Source organism: Allobosea sp. Root483D1 (assembly GCF_001429505.1).
In the GTDB taxonomy this organism is placed as follows: Bacteria; Pseudomonadota; Alphaproteobacteria; order Rhizobiales; family Beijerinckiaceae; genus Allobosea.
Genome location: NZ_LMJW01000006.1, coordinates 60,871 through 77,872 on the forward strand (window position 1 = coordinate 60,871; position 17,002 = coordinate 77,872).

The window sequence follows — 17,002 nt, forward strand, 5'->3', positions numbered from 1 at the left end:
ACCGTCATTCCCGGACGCAGCGCAGACCCGGGAATCTCTTTCAGAATGCGGTACCAGTCGTAACCTCACCGTCGTGAGATGCGCGTGGGCGAGCCCGAGCATGACGCGCTTCCCCGCTCGTCGTCGCAGGATATAAAGACATCTTTATATCTTTGATTGCCTTCCCGCGGGCGCCCTGCTAGAGAGCCGCCCATCATTCAGCGCGATCTATTGGAGCAGCCCCGTGTCGAAGCAGGATTACGTCGTCAAGGACATCAGCCTCGCGGATTACGGCCGCAAGGAAATCAACATGGCCCAGGACGAGATGCCGGGCCTGATGGCGATCCGCGCCGAGCACAAGGGCAAGGCCCCGCTCAAGGGCGCCCGCGTCGCCGGCTGCCTGCACATGACCATCCAGACCGCCGTGCTGATCGAGACGCTGACCGAGCTCGGCGCCGACGTCCGCTGGTCCTCCTGCAACATCTTCTCGACCCAGGACCACGCCGCCGCCGCGATCGCCGCGACCGGCGTGCCGGTCTTCGCCATCAAGGGCGAGACGCTGGAAGAGTACTGGGAATACGTGCTGCGCACCGCGACCTGGGGCGACGGCGGCACGCCCAACATGATCCTCGACGATGGCGGCGACCTGACCATGCTGATCATCCTCGGCGCCGAGGCCGAGGCCGGCAAGGCCGAGTTCCTCGACAAGCCTGGCAATGAGGAAGAGACGATCTTCTTCAAGCTGATCAAGCGCGAGCTGAAAGCCAATCCGGGCTGGTTCACCAAGACCCGCGCCGCGATCAAGGGCGTCTCCGAGGAGACCACCACCGGCGTGCACCGCCTGTACGAGCTCGCCAAGGCGGGCCGCCTGCCCTTCCCGGCGATCAACGTCAACGACTCCGTCACCAAGTCGAAGTTCGACAACCTCTATGGCTGCCGTGAATCGCTGGTCGATGCCATCCGCCGCGGTACAGACGTGATGATGTCGGGCAAGGTCGCGGTCGTCGCCGGCTATGGCGACGTCGGCAAGGGCTCGGCCGCCTCGCTGCGCCAGGCCGGCTGCCGCGTGCTCGTCACCGAAGTCGATCCGATCTGCGCCCTGCAGGCGGCGATGGAAGGCTACGAGGTCGTCACCATGGAGGATGCCGCGCCGCGCGCCGATATCTTCTGCACCGCGACCGGCAATCTCGACGTCATCACCGTCGACCACATGCGCGCTATGAAGCACCGCGCCATCGTCTGCAACATCGGCCACTTCGACTCGGAGATCCAGGTCGCCGGCCTGAAGAACTTCAAATGGGACAACGTCAAGCCGCAGGTCGACGAGATCGAGTTCCCCGACGGCAAGCGTATCATCCTGCTCTCGGAAGGCCGCCTGGTGAACCTCGGCAACGCGACTGGCCACCCGTCCTTCGTGATGTCCTGCTCGTTCTCGAACCAGACGCTGGCCCAGATCGAGCTCTGGAACCACCACGCCAAGTACGAAAACAAGGTCTACACCCTGCCCAAGCACCTCGATGAGAAGGTCGCGGCGCTTCACCTCGCCAAGGTCGGCGCCAAGCTGACCAAGCTCAACGACGCCCAGGCGAAGTATATCGGCGTGGCACAGACCGGTCCGTTCAAGCCGGAGCTCTATCGCTACTGACGAGCTCCGCCTGGCCGCTGCCGGCCGGGCGAAGCGACGTCGCGCCGCCGGGAGCCTGTTTCCGGACCCGGCGCCACATTCGAGAAGCCCGGCCTCGTGCCGGGCTTTTTCGCATCTGCAGTCGATTTGTCGTGCCGGATACCACTAATAGATGCGCCGAGCTGGCCAGCATCAACTTGTTGATGCTGGCGCGGTGAGGCCGGGCGCGACCGCCGCCATTCGACCTTTACTGTCGATTAAGCACTTCCTGCCGGAGTCCTGCGGTGATTACAGTGGCACTGATTCGGGCTGCCGGCAGGCTCTGCACGCGGCGTCCGGTTTCGTGCAGCGGTGGCTTTGCGGGTTGCGGGCGTGGGTCCTTCAGGGGAGCCAGGGCCGGCTGCCGCGTTGATGAGCTCCCGCCGATGGCGGCCAGATCACGGGCCTGGAACAGGACGGATGCGAGAATGAGACGGGCAAGGCAGGTCGGGCGGGAGATGAACGGAGCGGTCCGCTTCCTCCTGCCCGGGCTTGCCGGCGTAGCGCCGGCTCCCGCTCTCGCGCAGGCCGAGATGCTGCTGCCCCTGCGGCCCGACTGGCTCAGTGCCGGCGGTCTTTCGCTGATCTTCGTCGGACTCGTCGTCTTCGCCACGACCACCTCGATCCTCTATGTTCGCGAGCGTTCGCGCTGGACGAGGCGGGAAGGTGAGCTCGCCGCCGGGCTGGAGGCGACGCGAGGCCATCAGGAGCGGCTCAATGCCCTGCTCGGCAGCGATCGCCAGGTCGTGCTGAGCTGGGATGGGCCGAAGGCGAGCCCCGTGGTCGAAGGCGACAGCGGCTTCCTCGGCATCGGCGGCTCCGCCCCGGCGCTGGCCTATGGCACCTGGGCAGGGCCTGCCGAAGCAAAACGACTCGAACTTGCGACCGAGGCCCTCAAGGAGCGCGGCGAGGCCTTCGCCTTCACCTTCAAGGCCAAGGCCGGGCGCTTCGTCGACGTCGAGGGCCGGCCCGTCGCCGGCCGCGCCGTGATCCGCCTGCGCGAGGTCGGCGGCGAACGCGCCCGGGCGCTGGCGCTCGAAGATGAGCTCGGCAAGCTCGCCAGCAACCATGCTGCGCTCACGACATTGCTCGCCGGCGTGCCGCAGCCGGTCTGGATGCGCGCCACCGATGGCCGCTTGACCTGGGTCAACGCCGCCTATGCCCGCGCCGTCGAGGCCTCGGACAGTCAGCAGGCGGTCACGGCCGGGCTCGACCTGTTCGATCGCAGCGAGCGCGAGGCCGCCGCCAAGGCCCGCAAGGACGGCCGCGTCTTCCAGCTGCGCGCGCCCGTCGTCATGGCCGGCCAGCGCCGCATCGTCGATGTCCTGGAGACGCCGACGCCGTCGGGCTATGCCGGCATCGCTACCGATATGAGCGAGCTGGAGGCGGTCCGCGCCGACCTGCAGCGCCAGATGGACGCGCATGTGCGCACCCTCGACCGTCTCAAGACCGGCGTCGCCGTCTTCGACGCCTCCCAGCGCCTGGTCTATCGCAACAGCGGCTACGAGGCACTCTGGTCGCTCGATACCGGCTTCCTCGATTCGAGCCCCGGCGACGGCGAGATCCTCGACCGGCTGCGCACCGAACGGCGCCTGCCCGAGCTCGGCGACTACCGGACCTGGAAGGCCCAGGTGCACGCCGCCTATACCGCGACCCGCGCCAGCGAGGACTGGTGGTATCTGCCTGACGGACGCACCGTCCATGTCGTCGCCAGCCCGAACCCGCAGGGCGGCGTCACTTATCTCTTCGACGACGAGACCGAGCGCTTCACCCTCGAATCGCGCTTCAACGCGCTCTCTCGCACCCAGCGCGAGACGCTCGACTCGCTGCGCGAGGGCGTCGCCGTGTTCGGTTCGGACGGACGCCTCAAGCTCTCCAACCCAGCCTTCGCCCAGCTCTGGAAGCTCTCGGCCGAGCGCGCCGCCGCCGCGCCGCATATCGACGAGGTCGTGACCCTGAGCCGCCCGCTCTTCCCCGACGATGCCGTCTGGACGGAGATCCGCAGCGCGGTCGCCGGCGTGCGCGATGCGCGCGAGGATTATCGCTGCCATATGGAACGCCGCGACGGCACGGTGCTCGACTGTACGGCCACGCCGCTGCCCGATGGCGCTACGCTGATCACCTTCGCCGACGTCACCGCCGGCGTGAACGTCGAGCGGGCGCTGACCGAGCGCAACGACGCGCTGGAGCGCGCTTCGCGGCTGCGCGAGGAGTTCGTGCATCATGTCTCATACGAATTACGCTCGCCGCTGACCAACATCATCGGTTTCGCGCAATTGCTCGGCGAGGAGACGGTCGGTGCGCTGAACGAGAAGCAGCGCGACTATGCCGGCCATATCGTGCGCTCCTCCGGCGCGCTTCTCGCCATCATCAACGACATTCTCGACCTCGCCTCGATCGATAATGGCGCGCTCGCGCTCGATCTCGAGGAGGTCGACGTCGCCAAGAGCATCGCCCAGGCCGCGACCGGGCTGCAGGACCGTCTCGCCGACAGCAAGCTCAGGCTGCAGGTCGACATCGCGCCCCAGACCGGGCCGCTACGCGCCGATCCCAAGCGCCTGCGCCAGATCCTGTTCAACCTGCTCTCCAACGCCATCGGCTTCTCGCAACCCGGCCAGACCGTCCGCGTCAGCGCCGGCCGCTTCGGCGGCGAGATCCGCATCACTGTCGCCGACGAGGGCCGTGGTATCCCCGACGAGGTCAAGGAGAAGGTCTTCGACCGCTTCGAGAGCCATTCGCTGGGATCGCGCCATCGCGGCGTCGGGCTCGGCCTGTCGATGGTGCGCTCGATCGTCGAACTGCATGGCGGCCGTGTCGAGCTCGATTCCGCCCTGGGTCAGGGCACGCGCGTCACCGCCGTCTTCCCGCCTGAAGGCATGCGCATCTCGGACGCCGCGGAATGAGTGACGAGGCCGCGCGGGCGGGTACCCATGTCGTCGTCCTGCCGGACGAGGCCGCGACGGTGCGGCTGGCGCAGGACATCGCCGATATCCTCAAGACCGGCGACGTCGTCGCCCTCTCGGGCCATCTCGGCGCCGGCAAGTCGCTCCTGGCGCGCGCCATGCTGCGCCGCCTCACCGACGATCCGGCGCTGGAAGCGCCGAGTCCGACCTTCACCCTGGTGCAGAGCTATGACAGCCCGCGCGGGCTGCTGCTGCATGCCGATCTCTACCGCGTCCGCACCCCTGACGAACTCGACGATATCGGCCTGATCGAGGATCTCGATCTCGCCGTCACCATCGTCGAATGGCCTGATCGGGCCGGGACACGTCTGCCCGGGGGAAGGCGGCTCGACATCGTGCTGGAGGTCGACCCCGAAAACCCCGAGCAGAGCCGGATCGCGACGCTCTCCGGCGGAGTGCTCTGGCGCCAGCGGCTGGCGCTGGCGATCGGGGCGCGCCGGCTCATCGACGAAGCCGGCTGGAGCGAGGCCAAGCGCGAATTCATGCTCGGCGACGCCTCGAGCCGTGCTTATGAGCGCCTGATCAGGCCATCCGGCGAGACTGCGATCCTGATGATCTCGCCGCCGCGGCCGGACGGGCCGGCGATCCGCCAGGGCAAGCCCTACAGCGCCATCGCCCATCTCGCCGAATCCGTCGACGCCTTCGTCGCCATGGACAAGGGGCTGCGCTCGCTCGGCCTCTCGGCGCCCGAGATCCTGGCGCAGGACCTCGTCACCGGCCTTCTGATCACCGAGGATCTCGGCGCCGAGCCGGTGGTCGATGCTGATGGGCCGATTCCGGAGCGCTACGAGGCGGCCGCCCGCCTGCTCGCCGAACTGCACCGGCACGCTTTGCCGACGATCCTGCCGGTGGTGGAAGGGCGCGACCATATCCTGCCTGACTATGATCGCGAGGCGCTGGCGATCGAGACCGAACTGGTGCTCGACTGGTATGCCCCTCACATCGCCGGCGTGACCCTGCCGGCGGTGACGCGGGCGGAGTTCAGTCGGATCTGGGAGAAGCTCTTCGACGAGCTCTTCGAGGCGCCGGCGACCTGGACATTGCGCGACTATCACTCGCCGAACCTGCTCTGGCTGCCGGATCGCGTCGGCCATGCCAGGCTCGGCCTGATCGATTTCCAGGACGCGGTGCTCGGCCACCCGGCCTATGATCTCGTCGCGCTCGGCCAGGATGCCCGCGTCGACGTGCCGGCGGCGCTGGAGTTGCGCCTGCTTGCAGCCTATGCCGGAGCGCGGCGCGGCACCGATCCGAGCTTCGACCTGCCGGGCTTTGCCCGCGCCTATGCGATCCTCGGCGCCCAGCGCAACACCAAGATCGCCGGCATCTTCGCCAGGCTCGACCGGCGCGACGGCAAGCCGGGCTATCTCAAGCACCTGCCCCGGATCGAGACCTATCTGCGCCGCAATCTCGAACAGCCGGCCCTGGCCGAGCTGAAGGCCTGGTACGAGACCTATCTGCCCAAACTTTATGCCGGGCAGGAGGAGAGTGCGCCGGACGAGGCCAGCGACCCGGCCTGAAAGAAGACTCAGCCCTTGCGGACACGCGCGGGAACCCCTCTCCCGAGCGGGAGGGGGGTAGGGGTGAGGGACCGCCATTTCGTAATGAGATCGCAGCGGAGCCGCAGCGTTTTCGGGGTGCAGGCCCTCATCCCTGCCCTTCTCCCACACGGGGGAAGGGTTCCCCGCGCTTTTCACTGGCTGCTTGTGCCTATCGGCTTCTCACGCCGGCGCGGCGCCCTGCGTGCCGAGATAGACCGCGTAGAGCGACTGGCTCGCCGCCATGAACAGGCGGTTGCGCTTCGGCCCGCCGAAGCAGACATTGCCGCAGACTTCCGGCAGGCGGATGCGGCCGATCAGCTTGGCCTCGGGATTGAAGCAGAGCACGCCATTATAGCCGACGGCACGGCCGGCATTGCTGGAAGCCCAGAGATTGCCCTGCACGTCGCAGCGCAAACCGTCCGGCCCGCATTTCACTCCGTCGACCATGCAATCCGAGAACAGCTTGCCGTTCGAGAGCTTGTTGTCGGCGCCGACGTCGAAGACATGGATGTCGCCCTTGCCGCCGGGCCCGGTGTCGCCCGGGCCCTTGCCGGTGGAGGCGACGTAGAGCTTCTTGAAGTCGGGCGAGAAGCACAACCCGTTCGGATCGGGCACCTGCTGTTCGGTGACGACGAGGTCGACCCGGCCGCTCGGGTCGATACGGTAGCAGTTCGTCGGCAATTCGCGCTTGAAGAAGCCGATCTCGGGCGGTTGGCCGAGGCGCGGATTGAGCTTGCCGCTCGCATTGCTCGGGCCGCCGGCCGCATCGGGCGCCCCCTCGTAGAGTTGACCGCCATAGGGCGGATCGGTGAACCAGTAGCTGCCATCGGGATGCTGGACGACGTCGTTCGGCGAGTTCAATCGCTTGCCGTCGAACTTGTCGGCGAGGATCGTCACCGAGCCGTCGAGCTCGTAACGGACGACGCGGCGGTTCAGGTGCTCGCAGGAGAGCTGCCGGCCCTGGAAGTCGAAGCTGTTGCCATTGCTGTTGCCCGACGGCGTGCGGAAGACGCTAACGCGGCCATCATCCTCAAGCCAGCGCAACTGCCGGTTGTTCGGGATGTCGCTCCAGACGAGATAGCGCCCCTGCGCGTTCCAGGCCGGCCCTTCCGCCCAGAGCGCGCCGGTCCAGAGCCGCTGGATCGGTGCGTTGGGCTGGGCTAGGCCCTCGAAGGCGGGATCGACGGCAATGACGTCGGGATCCCAGAAATAGGTGGTCGGCGCGCCGCTACGGCTGAAATCGCGCGGCGGCGTGGTGATCGTGCTCGGCGGCCCGGGCCGGGCGGCCGGGGCCTGCGCCAGAGCCGTGTCGGCGGCGGCGACAAGCGCTCCCGCCCCCGCGGCCTGCAACAGGCGGCGGCGCGACAATGCGGAACGTGTTTGATCGATTGGGCTTCGCTGCATCGGTGACCTCCCTGGGTTGAACTGTGCCGTTCTTACCCGGCCATCGGGAGCGCCGATTGCGGCGATGACGTGACGGCAGGCTGCCGTATCGTCATGACGAGCCTTGTCCCAACAGTGCTTCTCAATGACCTAAATCGGTTTAATGATATCGAGTCCGGCGATCGGGACTGCGATTTCCGCTCAGGCCGCCAGATCGGCGACCAGTGCGTCGAGCAGCAGCGCCCCTTCCGGCGTCGCGGCGAGGCGGCCGTTCGGCTTACGAGTGAGGAAGCCCTCGGCGATCAGGCTGCCGATCCGGTTGCCGTTGAGCTTGCGGCCGGCCAGCCCCTCGAACACGTCGAGATCGATGCCTTCGACGAGCCTCAGGCCCATCAGCAGGTATTCGTCGCCCTGCGCCTCGGTCGAGAGGCGCTCGTTCTCGACCAGCGTGTCACCGCCGGCCTCGATCCGCTCCAGCCATGCCTCGGGCCGCTTCTCGGTCGATTGCGCGTAGCGGCCGTCGGCGGTCACCAGCCGGCCATGGGCGCCGGGGCCGACGCCGGCATATTCTCCATAGTGCCAATAGACCAGGTTGTGCCGGCATTCCGCGCCCGGCCGGGCATGGTTCGAGATCTCGTAGACCGGCAGCCCGTGCTTGGTCGTGATCTCCTGCGTCAGCTCGTACAGCGCCGCGCCCGCATCGGGATCGGGAATGGCGAGCTTGCCGGCGCGGAAGAGCTGGTCGAAGGCCGTGCCGGGCTCGATGGTGAGCTGGTAGAGCGAGAGATGCTCGGCGGCGTGGCTGATCGCCAGCTCCAGCTCGGCTTGCCACAACGCCGGTGTCTGGTTCGGCGAGCGGGCATAGATCAGGTCGAAGGAGTAGCGCTCGAAATAGCGCCGGGCGATCGCGACCGCATCGAGCGCTTCCTGGGCCGAATGCATCCGGCCGAGTGCTTTCAGGTCGGCATCGTTCAGCGCCTGGACGCCGAGAGAGACGCGGTTGACGCCCGCCGCGCGGAAATCGCGGAAGCGACCGGCCTCGACGCTGGTCGGGTTGGCCTCCAGCGAGACCTCGCAATTCGGGTCAACCGCCCAATGCTCTCCGATCGCATCGAGGATCGCGCCGACGGTGGCTCCATCCATCAGCGAGGGCGTGCCACCGCCGAAGAAGATCGAGGAGACCGTGCGACCCGGCGCGAGCTCGGCACGCTGGGCGATCTCGCGGCGGAAGGCGGCAATATAGCGCGCCTGGTCCGGCGGCTGATGCCGAACATGGCTGTTGAAGTCGCAATAGGGGCATTTGGCCAGGCAGAACGGCCAATGCACATAGACGGCGAAGCCAGCAGCCGCGGTCGGATGCGCCGGGACGCCGGGCCGCGCGGCAAGGGCGGCCGAAGGGCTCAACCTGGCTTCCTCAGGCAGGCGGCGGCCAGCACATGGAAGGCGCGAGCGCGGTGCGACAAGCCGGGCGAGCCGTCCTGCGGGATGCCGTGCTTTTCCTCGGCGCTCATCTCGCCGAAGGTCTTGGCATGGCCGGCCGGCTGGAAGACCGGGTCGTAGCCGAAGCCGGACAACCCACGCGGCGCATCGACGATGGTGCCGAAGACGCGGCCCTCGAACAGTTCCTGATGCCCGTCCGGCCAGGCGATCACCAGCGCCGAGACGAAATGCGCCTTGCGCTGCTCGGGCGTGGTCGCGCCGCGCTTGCCGAGCTCCATCTGGACGCGGGCCAGCGCCGGGGCGAAATCCTTGCCCGGACCGGCCCAATTGGCCGAGAACAGGCCGGGCGCGCCATCGAGCGCGTCGATGCAGACGCCGGAATCGTCGGCCAGCGCCGGCAGGCCGGACGCTTCAGCCGCCGCGACCGCCTTGATCGCGGCGTTCTCGGCGAACATGTGGCCGTTCTCCTCCGGCTCCGGCAGGCCAAGCTCGCCGGCCGAGACCAGCTCGATCCCATAGGGCGCCATCAGCTCGCGCATCTCGCGCAGCTTGCCCTGATTATGGGTCGCGATCACAACCTTGCCGGTGAGGGGACGGTTCGCGCTCATCAGATCAGGCCACCGCAGCCTTCTGCAGCGCCACCAGCTTGCCGACACCGCCCTTGGCAAGCTTCAGCAGGGCCAGCAGTTCCTCCTCGGAGAACGGCGCGCCCTCGGCCGTACCCTGCACCTCGACGAGGCCGCCCGCGCCGGTGATGACGAAATTCGCGTCGGTCTGCGCGCCGGAATCCTCGACATAGTCGAGATCGATCACGGGGTTGCCGGCGACGATGCCGCAGGAGATTGCCGCGACATGGTCCTTCAACGGATTGGCGCCCTTCATCAGGCCGCGCCCCTCCATCCATTTCAGCGCGTCGTGCAGCGCGACCCAGGCGCCGGTGATCGAAGCGGTACGGGTGCCGCCATCGGCCTGCAGCACGTCGCAGTCGACGACGATCTGGCGCTCGCCGATCGCGGTCAGGTCGACCACGGCGCGAAGCGAGCGCCCGATCAGGCGCTGGATCTCCTGCGTCCGGCCGGACGGCTTGCCGGAGGTGACCTCGCGGCGAGTGCGCTCATGGGTGGCGCGCGGCAGCATCGAATATTCGGCGGTGACCCAGCCCTTGCCGGTGCCGCGCAGCCACGGCGGCCCCTTTTCCTCGACAGTCGCGGCGCAGAGCACCTTGGTCTCGCCGAAGGTCACCATGCACGACCCTTCCGCATAGCGCACAACGCCGCGTTCCAGCGTGACCTTGCGCATCTCGTCGGCTGCGCGCTTCGAGGGTCTCATCGTGTCATCCTGTCTTCTGAATGCGCGGCTTGTAGGCGTTTAACCGGATAGCGGCAAGGCGAGGGCGCGCAAGGGCTTGATCCGGCCGCCTGTGCCGGGGACAATGGGGCATGGTCACGAGGCTGTTCACGAGGCGATGAGCGCCCATACCCGCCCGGAGTCTCCCGGCGGCCTGGTCGAGATCGACCAGCGCTCGCGCGAGATTTTTCGGCAGATCGTCGATGGTTACCTGACCACCGGCGAGCCGGTCGGCTCGCGCAACATCGCCCGCCTGCTGCCGATCGCGCTCTCGCCGGCGACGGTGCGCAATGTCATGACCGATCTGGAGATGGCGGGCCTGATCTATGCGCCGCATACTTCGGCGGGCCGTCTGCCGACAGAGCGGGGCCTGCGCTTCTTCGTCGACGGCATGATGGAGGTCGGCAACCTCACCTTGGACGAACGCTCGCGCATCGAGGCGCAGATCAGGGCCGCCGCCAGCAATCGCTCGCTCGACCAGACGCTGACCGAGGCCTCCGCCCTGCTCTCCGGCCTGTCGCGCGGCGCCGGCGTCGTCGTCACCACCAAGGCCAATGCCCGGCTGCGCCATATCGAGTTCGTCCGGCTCGACGCCGGCCGCGCGCTCGCCGTGCTCGTCGCCGATGACGGCACGGTCGAGAACCGCATCCTGGCGCTGCCGCCCGGCCTGCCGGCTTCGGCGCTGGTCGAAGCCGGCAACTTCCTCAACGCCCGCATCGTCGGCAAGACGCTGGATGAACTGCGCCGCGAGATCGCCGACAGCCGCACGCTGATGGAGCGCGAGCTCGACGAGTTGACGGCGCGCCTCGTTGAAAGCGGCATTGCGACGAGTTCCGGCCCCTCCGGCGACCGGCATCTGATCGTGCGCGGCCAGGCCAATCTGCTCGAGGATCTGAACGCGCAGGAGGATCTGGAACGCATTCGCCTGCTCTTCGCCGATCTGGAGACGCAGACCGAATTGATCGACCTGCTCTCGCGGGCCGAGGCCGGTGACGGGGTGCGCATCTTCATCGGCTCGGAGAACAACCTGTTCTCGATGTCGGGCTCGTCGATCATCGCCGCGCCCTTCCGCGATGGCGGCCAGCGCATCGTCGGCGTCGTCGGCATCATCGGCCCGACCCGGTTGAACTATGCCCGGATCGTGCCGATGGTCGATTATACCGCCAAGGTGGTCGGGCGCCTGCTCGACAGCGGACGGTGAGGCGGCTGCTGCGTGCCGCCGCGATCCTGGCGGGAGTGTTTTTGATGACGGGAACGGGAGAGGCTCAAACCGGCTTGCTCGAAGCCGCGGGCCGCGGCGATCTTCCCGTCGTGAACCGGCTGATCGCGGCCGGTGCCGATCTCGAACAACGCGACGGACAGAAGCAGACCCCGCTGCTGCTCGCCGTCGCCGGCAATCATGTCGCCATCGCCAAGGCGCTGCTCGCGGCGGGAGCGAGCCCCAACGCCCAGGCCGCCAACCAGGACACGCCCTGGCTGCTCGCCGGCGCCAGCGGCCGCACCGAGATCATCGCGGCGATGCTGCCGCTCAAGCCCGATCTCTCACTGCGCAACCGCTATGGCGGCAATGCGCTGATCCCGGCCTGCGAGCGCGCCCATGTCGAGACCGCGAAGCTGCTGCTGACGTCAGGCATCGACGTGAACCACGTCAACAATCTCGGCTGGACCTGCCTCCTGGAGATCGTGATTCTCGGCGATGGCGGCCCGCGTCATCGAGAGGTGGCCAGGCTCGTGCTCGATGCCGGGGCCAACCCCAACCTCGCCGACAAGGATGGCGTCAGCCCGCTCCAGCATGCCCGCAAGCGCGGCCAGAGCGAAGTCGCGAAGCTGATCGCAGCCGCCGGCGGGCGCTGAGGCCGGCCTATTCCAGCCAGTCGGTGACGAAGCGCTCGCTGGCGTGGATGTCGATCGATTCGAGCGTCTCCGGCCCGAGGCTGCGGAATTTGTGCGGCGCGCCGGCCGGCACGACCAGGATCTGCCCGGGGCCGGCCTCGATTTCCTGATCTCCGATCGTGTAGAGCGCTCGCCCGGCACGCACGATGAAGGTCTCGGGATAGGGATGGCTGTGCAGCCGCGGTCCCTTGCCTGGTTCGGCCCGAACGAAGATCAGCGAGACCTCGCCGCCGAAGCCCTGCACCTCGCCATGCCAGGCGCCGGCCGTTTCGGTCCAGTCCTCGCGCGCGATGATGCGCGGGGCTGCAGCTTCGTCCGTCATCTCAGCCGCGCGCCGCGATTGCCGCCGCAGCGCCCGCCATCACCCCGCCGGTGATGCGGTTGATCCGGCGCATGGTCGTGGGGCTCGCGACCAGCCGCCGCGCCCGGTCGGCAGCGTAGGCATAGCCGAGCAGGGTGGTGTTGATGATCAGCATGGTCAGCACGGCGACCTCGACGAAGGCGAGCGGAGTCAACGCCTTGAGGTCGACGACCAGCGGCAGGATCGAGACGAAGAACACCATCACCTTGGGGTTCCCTAGCGTCAGCGCGACGCCGCCGAAGAAGAGGCGCAGGCCCTCGCCGCGCGCCGCCGGCTGGTCCACCAGGCTCTTCACCGGCGCGGTCCAGAGCTTCCAGGCGAGATAGATGAGATAGGCGCAGCCGGCATATTTGATCGCCAGGAAGAGCCCGTGGAAGCTCTGCATCAACAGCGTCAGGCCGAGCGCCGAGAAGGTCAGCCAGATCAGGTCGGCCGCGGCGATGCCGAGCACGAAAGGCACGGCGCGGCGGAACCCGGTCGAGAGCGAGCGCGCCACGATCGCGGCGATGCCCGGCCCCGGCGAGGCGACGGCGAGAAAATAGACACCGGCGAAAACCAGAAGCCCGGCGAGATCCATTGGGCGCTGCTCCCTCATATCGGCCTGTTGCGCTCAGACTAGCAGCCTGAGCCAGACGTGTCCCATCGCCTTGCGTGATGGGAGGGATCAGCCGGTTTGGCGGATTCGCCCGCGCCGCCTCTCGGCGCGTGCCTTCGCGACCGAGCCGAGAAAATCACCGATCGACTGTTCCAGCGCCTGCGATTGCGACGAGGTCGCCCGGACCCGATCGTCGACCTGCCGGGCAAGCGCAGCAGCTTCACTGGCGAGCGCCTCGACGAGCGCGGCATGGCGCGCGATGGCATCGACCCCCGAAGACGAGCTTTCTGCCTGCTGGGCGATCGAGCGGATATGGCTGGCCTGCCCCGCAACGGACTCGGCGACGATGTTGGCGCTGTCCTGCAGGGTCTGCATGGTCTGTCCGAGCCCGCCCACCGCTTCTCCGATGGCGCGGCCGGCATCGACGACCTCGCCGACGCCGTGACGGATGGTTTGCGTCGCATTGTTGGTCGCTGTGGCGAGTGACTTGACCTCGGCCGCGACCACGGCGAAGCCCTTGCCCGCCTCGCCGGCGCGGGCCGCTTCGATGGTCGCGTTGAGCGCCAGCAGATTGGTCTGTGCGGCGAGGCTGCGGATCAGTTCGACCAGGCTGCCGATGCGGTTGCTTGCCTGCTGCAGCAGGGCAACGCTGCCGGTAATCGCATGGCATTCGGCGTTTGCAGCCTGCGTGGCGCGGCTGGCGCCGGCCGTCTCCTGTGAGATGCGCGCGCTGGCGAGCTCGAATTGCCGCGTCGCCGCGACGATGTCGGCGACGGAGGCCGCGACCTGCTCCGGCCGCTCCTGCGTGCCGGCGAGAGCCGACAGCGTCGCGCTGGCTTTGGTCGAGAGCTGGCCCGAGAACCCAGCGACATCCCCCATGCTGGCCTCGATCGTCGAGATGCGTTCGGCGATGCCGTCGCGAAAGGCGTTCTCGAGCGCGCCGAGGCGGTCGTTGACGTCGCTTTCGAGCGCCTCGTCGAAACAGGCGAGCGAATAGGAGATGTCGGTCAGCATGATCTTGGTGAACACGCGCAGCGCCACGTCGACCGGCCCCCAGCGCCGCTTCCAGCGTGCGACCAGGATGGCGAGGAAATTCGAGAAATCCTCGATGAAGAACTGCGGATAGTCGGCGAGCAGGATGTCGCGATCATTCGCACGGCCGACGATGCGCAATTTCGCCAGCCGGTAGCGCTCGTCGAATTCGAGCTTGAACAGCTTGCGGTACTTCAGCTGCTCGTCGGTGAAGATATCGAGCTGGTCGAGGTCGCGGCCGAACGTCTTGACATAGAGTTTGCGTACCGAGGCGTCGAAATGCGGCTCCAGGATCGTCAGCAGGCGGCTGGCGATCGCAGCTTCGGCCTCCGTGAAGGACGGTTGCGAGGGATGCATCGCAGGGAGCGTCGCTCAAAATAGTTAACCGCCTTCATACCTGAAGGCTCCGCCGCCGCGCGCCGCTGTCGCTAGGACGCTTGCCGGACCTCGCCCGGCGTGACCAGGAAGCGTTGCGCTCCAGCGGGGAGATCGCCGAACAGGGCCGGGTCGGCGCCGGTCATCCAGACCTGGCAGCCGAGCTCGGCCAGCGTTCCGTACAGCGCCGCCCGCCGGCGCGGGTCGAGATGGGCGGCGACCTCGTCGAGCAGGACGAGCGGCGGCAGGTCGCTCATCGTCGCGACCAGGCGCGCATGGGCGAGCACGAGGCCGATCAGCAGCGCCTTCTGCTCGCCAGTCGAGCCTTGCCCGGCCGGGATGTCCTTGGCGGCATGGCGCACGGCGAGATCGGAGGCCTGCGGCCCGGTGAGCGTCCGCCCGGCCGCCTTGTCGCGCGGGCGCATCGCAGCCAGCAGCTCGCGATAGCGGTCTTCGGCGTCGAGCGCCGGCAGGCTCGCGACCAGCGCGTCGATCTCGCCCTCCAGCGCGATGTCGGCCTGCGGGAAGGGCGAGGCCTCGTCCGCGGTCTGCGAGATGATGGCGGAGAGCCGCGCCACCGTCTCGGCCCTCGCGGCAGCGACGGCGACGCCGAGCTCGGCGACCTCGCGCTCGACCGCATCGAGCCAGCGCTGCTGGTGCGGGCTTTCCTCGAGGATGCGATTGCGCGAGCGCAGCGCTTTTTCGAGCGCGTTCGAGCGTGTGCCGTGACCGGGATCGACCGCCAGCACCAGCCGGTCGAGGAAGCGGCGGCGATCGCCGGCCGAGCCGCGGAACAGTCCGTCGAGATCGGGGGTCAGCCAGACCAGCCTGACATAATCGCTGAAGGCGAGGGCCGAGCCGGCCGAGACGCCGTCGATCCGGGCGATCCGCGCCCGCCGTCCCTCGGCGTCCGGCGGCTCCAGGCCGATCCCGAGCCTCGCCCCGTCATCGCCGAGCCCGATCGAGACGGCAAAGCCGCCATCGCCGGGCTGGCGCACCATGTCGGAGAGATCGGCGCGCCTGAGCCCGCGGCCGGGCGCGAACAGCGAGAGCGCCTCCAGCAGATTGGTCTTGCCGGCGCCGTTCTCGCCGCACAACGCAACGAGCCGGCCCTCGATCGCAAGATCGAGGGCCGGATAGGAGCGGAAATTCTGCAGGGTGAGGCGGGCGACCGCGGTCAAGACGCTCTCGCGGGATCAGACCCGCATCGGCATCAGCACATAGAGCGCCGATGCACCTTCGCGGTCCTGGATCACCGTCGGCGAACCGGGATCGGCGAGCTTGAGCAGGGCGGTGTCGCCGTCGAGCTGGGCGGCGATGTCCATCAGATAGCGCGCGTTGAAGCCGATATCGAGCGGGCCGGCATCATAGTCGACCTCGATCTCCTCGGTCGCCGAGCCGGAATCGGGGTTGGTCACCGAGAGTGTCATCCGGCCATCGGCCATGGAGAGCTTCACGGCGCGGCCGCGCTCGGACGAGATCGTCGAGACGCGGTCGACGGAAGCGGCGAAATCGCTCCGGTCGACGGTGAGCAGCTTGTCGTTCCCCGACGGAATGACGCGCTGATAGTCGGGGAAGGTGCCGTCGATCAGTTTCGAGGTCAGCACGACCTCGGCCGTGGCGACGCGAATCTTGGTGGCCGAGAGCTCGACCTGGACCTCGCTCTCGCCGTCCTCCAGCAGCTTCTGGATCTCGGCCACGGCCTTGCGCGGCACGATCACGCCGGGCATGCCGAGCGAACCCTGCGGGGCGGCGGTATCGACGCGGGCGAGGCGGTGGCCGTCGGTCGCGACCGCGCGCAGCACCGGGCGCCCGTCGACGTCGATCGCGTGCAGATAGATGCCGTTGAGATAGTAGCGCGTCTCCTCGGTCGAGATCGCGAACTGGGTCTTGTCGATCAGCCGCTTGAGCTCGCCGGCCGGCAGCACGAAGCGATGCGCCATCTCGCCGGCAGTGATGTCCGGGAAATCGCTTTCCGGCAGCGTCTGCAGGGTGAAGCGCGAGCGGCCCGAGCGCAGCACCATCTGGCCGGTCTCGCCGGTGGTCTCCAGCGAGACCTGCGAGCCATCAGGCAGCTTGCGGACGATGTCGTAGAGGGTGTGGGCCGGAACCGTGGTCGCGCCGGGCTCGACGACATCGGCCGGCACGGTCTCGACCACCTCGATGTCGAGGTCGGTCGCCTTCAGCTTCAGCCCGTCCTCGCTGCCGCGCAGCAGCAGGTTCGACAGGATCGGGATCGTGTTGCGCCGCTCGACGACACGATGGACATGCCCGAGCGACTTCAGGAGCGTTGAGCGTTCGACCGTAACCTTCATGGCGTCTTCTGGCATGCTGGCGCCCGCGGCGAGCCGGCAGGCAGAAAGGTGGCCCGCGACATTGCCGGACGGCCGGCCCGCGCGCAAGGGCGCGAAGGCCGGCGGCCACAGCTAACGC

At 68.1% G+C, this 17,002-nt stretch carries 14 protein-coding genes; 5 read left to right on the top strand and 9 right to left on the bottom strand.

The window, feature by feature from the left end; all coding sequences use genetic code 11:
- Window positions 1-223 precede the first annotated feature (223 nt).
- The 3 genes from ahcY to tsaE all read left to right on the top strand — a co-directional run bounded on the left by ahcY (window position 224) and on the right by tsaE (window position 6,122).
- The gene (gene ahcY / locus ASE66_RS09325) at window positions 224-1,624 is read left to right on the top strand and encodes an adenosylhomocysteinase (protein ID WP_057189351.1); all 1,401 of its coding nucleotides are present in this window, start codon (window positions 224-226) and stop codon (window positions 1,622-1,624) included.
- A 446-nt stretch (window positions 1,625-2,070) separates the two neighbouring features.
- Complete coding sequence (locus tag ASE66_RS09330; RefSeq protein WP_057189352.1) at window positions 2,071-4,545, top strand: sensor histidine kinase; 2,475 nt, start codon at window positions 2,071-2,073, stop codon at window positions 4,543-4,545.
- Window positions 4,542-6,122, top strand: a complete 1,581-nt coding sequence (gene tsaE / locus ASE66_RS09335; RefSeq protein WP_057189353.1) for a tRNA (adenosine(37)-N6)-threonylcarbamoyltransferase complex ATPase subunit type 1 TsaE — start codon at window positions 4,542-4,544, stop codon at window positions 6,120-6,122. The genes ASE66_RS09330 and tsaE overlap by 4 nt, the downstream gene beginning before the upstream one ends.
- 201 nt (window positions 6,123-6,323) lie before the next feature.
- Here tsaE and ASE66_RS09340 read toward each other — a convergent pair whose 3' ends face one another.
- The 4 genes from ASE66_RS09340 to rph form a co-directional block, all read right to left on the bottom strand.
- The gene (locus tag ASE66_RS09340; protein ID WP_057189354.1) at window positions 6,324-7,547 is read right to left on the bottom strand and encodes an SMP-30/gluconolactonase/LRE family protein; all 1,224 of its coding nucleotides are present in this window, start codon (window positions 7,545-7,547) and stop codon (window positions 6,324-6,326) included.
- Window positions 7,548-7,727: 180 nt separating this feature from the next.
- Complete coding sequence (hemW, locus tag ASE66_RS09345) at window positions 7,728-8,930, bottom strand: radical SAM family heme chaperone HemW (protein ID WP_057189355.1); 1,203 nt, start codon at window positions 8,928-8,930, stop codon at window positions 7,728-7,730.
- Window positions 8,927-9,574, bottom strand: a complete 648-nt coding sequence (gene rdgB / locus ASE66_RS09350; protein ID WP_057189356.1) for an RdgB/HAM1 family non-canonical purine NTP pyrophosphatase — start codon at window positions 9,572-9,574, stop codon at window positions 8,927-8,929. Before rdgB ends, hemW begins: the two co-directional genes overlap by 4 nt.
- 4 nt (window positions 9,575-9,578) lie before the next feature.
- The gene (gene rph / locus ASE66_RS09355) at window positions 9,579-10,295 is read right to left on the bottom strand and encodes a ribonuclease PH (protein WP_057189357.1); all 717 of its coding nucleotides are present in this window, start codon (window positions 10,293-10,295) and stop codon (window positions 9,579-9,581) included.
- Window positions 10,296-10,431: 136 nt separating this feature from the next.
- Between rph and hrcA the strand changes: the two genes are divergently transcribed.
- Window positions 10,432-11,514, top strand: coding sequence for a heat-inducible transcriptional repressor HrcA (hrcA, locus tag ASE66_RS09360; protein ID WP_057189358.1), 1,083 nt, complete (start codon window positions 10,432-10,434; stop codon window positions 11,512-11,514).
- A 44-nt stretch (window positions 11,515-11,558) separates the two neighbouring features.
- A complete protein-coding gene (locus ASE66_RS09365) occupies window positions 11,559-12,167 on the top strand; it encodes an ankyrin repeat domain-containing protein (protein WP_057189444.1) in 609 nt (202 codons plus the stop codon).
- A 7-nt stretch (window positions 12,168-12,174) separates the two neighbouring features.
- Here ASE66_RS09365 and ASE66_RS09370 read toward each other — a convergent pair whose 3' ends face one another.
- From ASE66_RS09370 to dnaN, 5 genes are all read right to left on the bottom strand, one after another.
- Window positions 12,175-12,528, bottom strand: coding sequence for a cupin domain-containing protein (locus tag ASE66_RS09370; RefSeq protein WP_057189359.1), 354 nt, complete (start codon window positions 12,526-12,528; stop codon window positions 12,175-12,177).
- A 1-nt stretch (window position 12,529) separates the two neighbouring features.
- Complete coding sequence (locus ASE66_RS09375) at window positions 12,530-13,144, bottom strand: LysE family translocator (protein WP_057189360.1); 615 nt, start codon at window positions 13,142-13,144, stop codon at window positions 12,530-12,532.
- A gap of 87 nt (window positions 13,145-13,231) precedes the next feature.
- Window positions 13,232-14,551, bottom strand: a complete 1,320-nt coding sequence (locus tag ASE66_RS09380; protein ID WP_057189361.1) for a methyl-accepting chemotaxis protein — start codon at window positions 14,549-14,551, stop codon at window positions 13,232-13,234.
- A gap of 71 nt (window positions 14,552-14,622) precedes the next feature.
- The gene (gene recF, locus ASE66_RS09385; protein WP_057189362.1) at window positions 14,623-15,750 is read right to left on the bottom strand and encodes a DNA replication/repair protein RecF; all 1,128 of its coding nucleotides are present in this window, start codon (window positions 15,748-15,750) and stop codon (window positions 14,623-14,625) included.
- 15 nt (window positions 15,751-15,765) lie between these two features.
- Entirely contained in the window at window positions 15,766-16,884 is a 1,119-nt protein-coding gene (gene dnaN / locus ASE66_RS09390; RefSeq protein WP_057189363.1) for a DNA polymerase III subunit beta, read from the bottom strand.
- Window positions 16,885-17,002 lie beyond the last annotated feature (118 nt).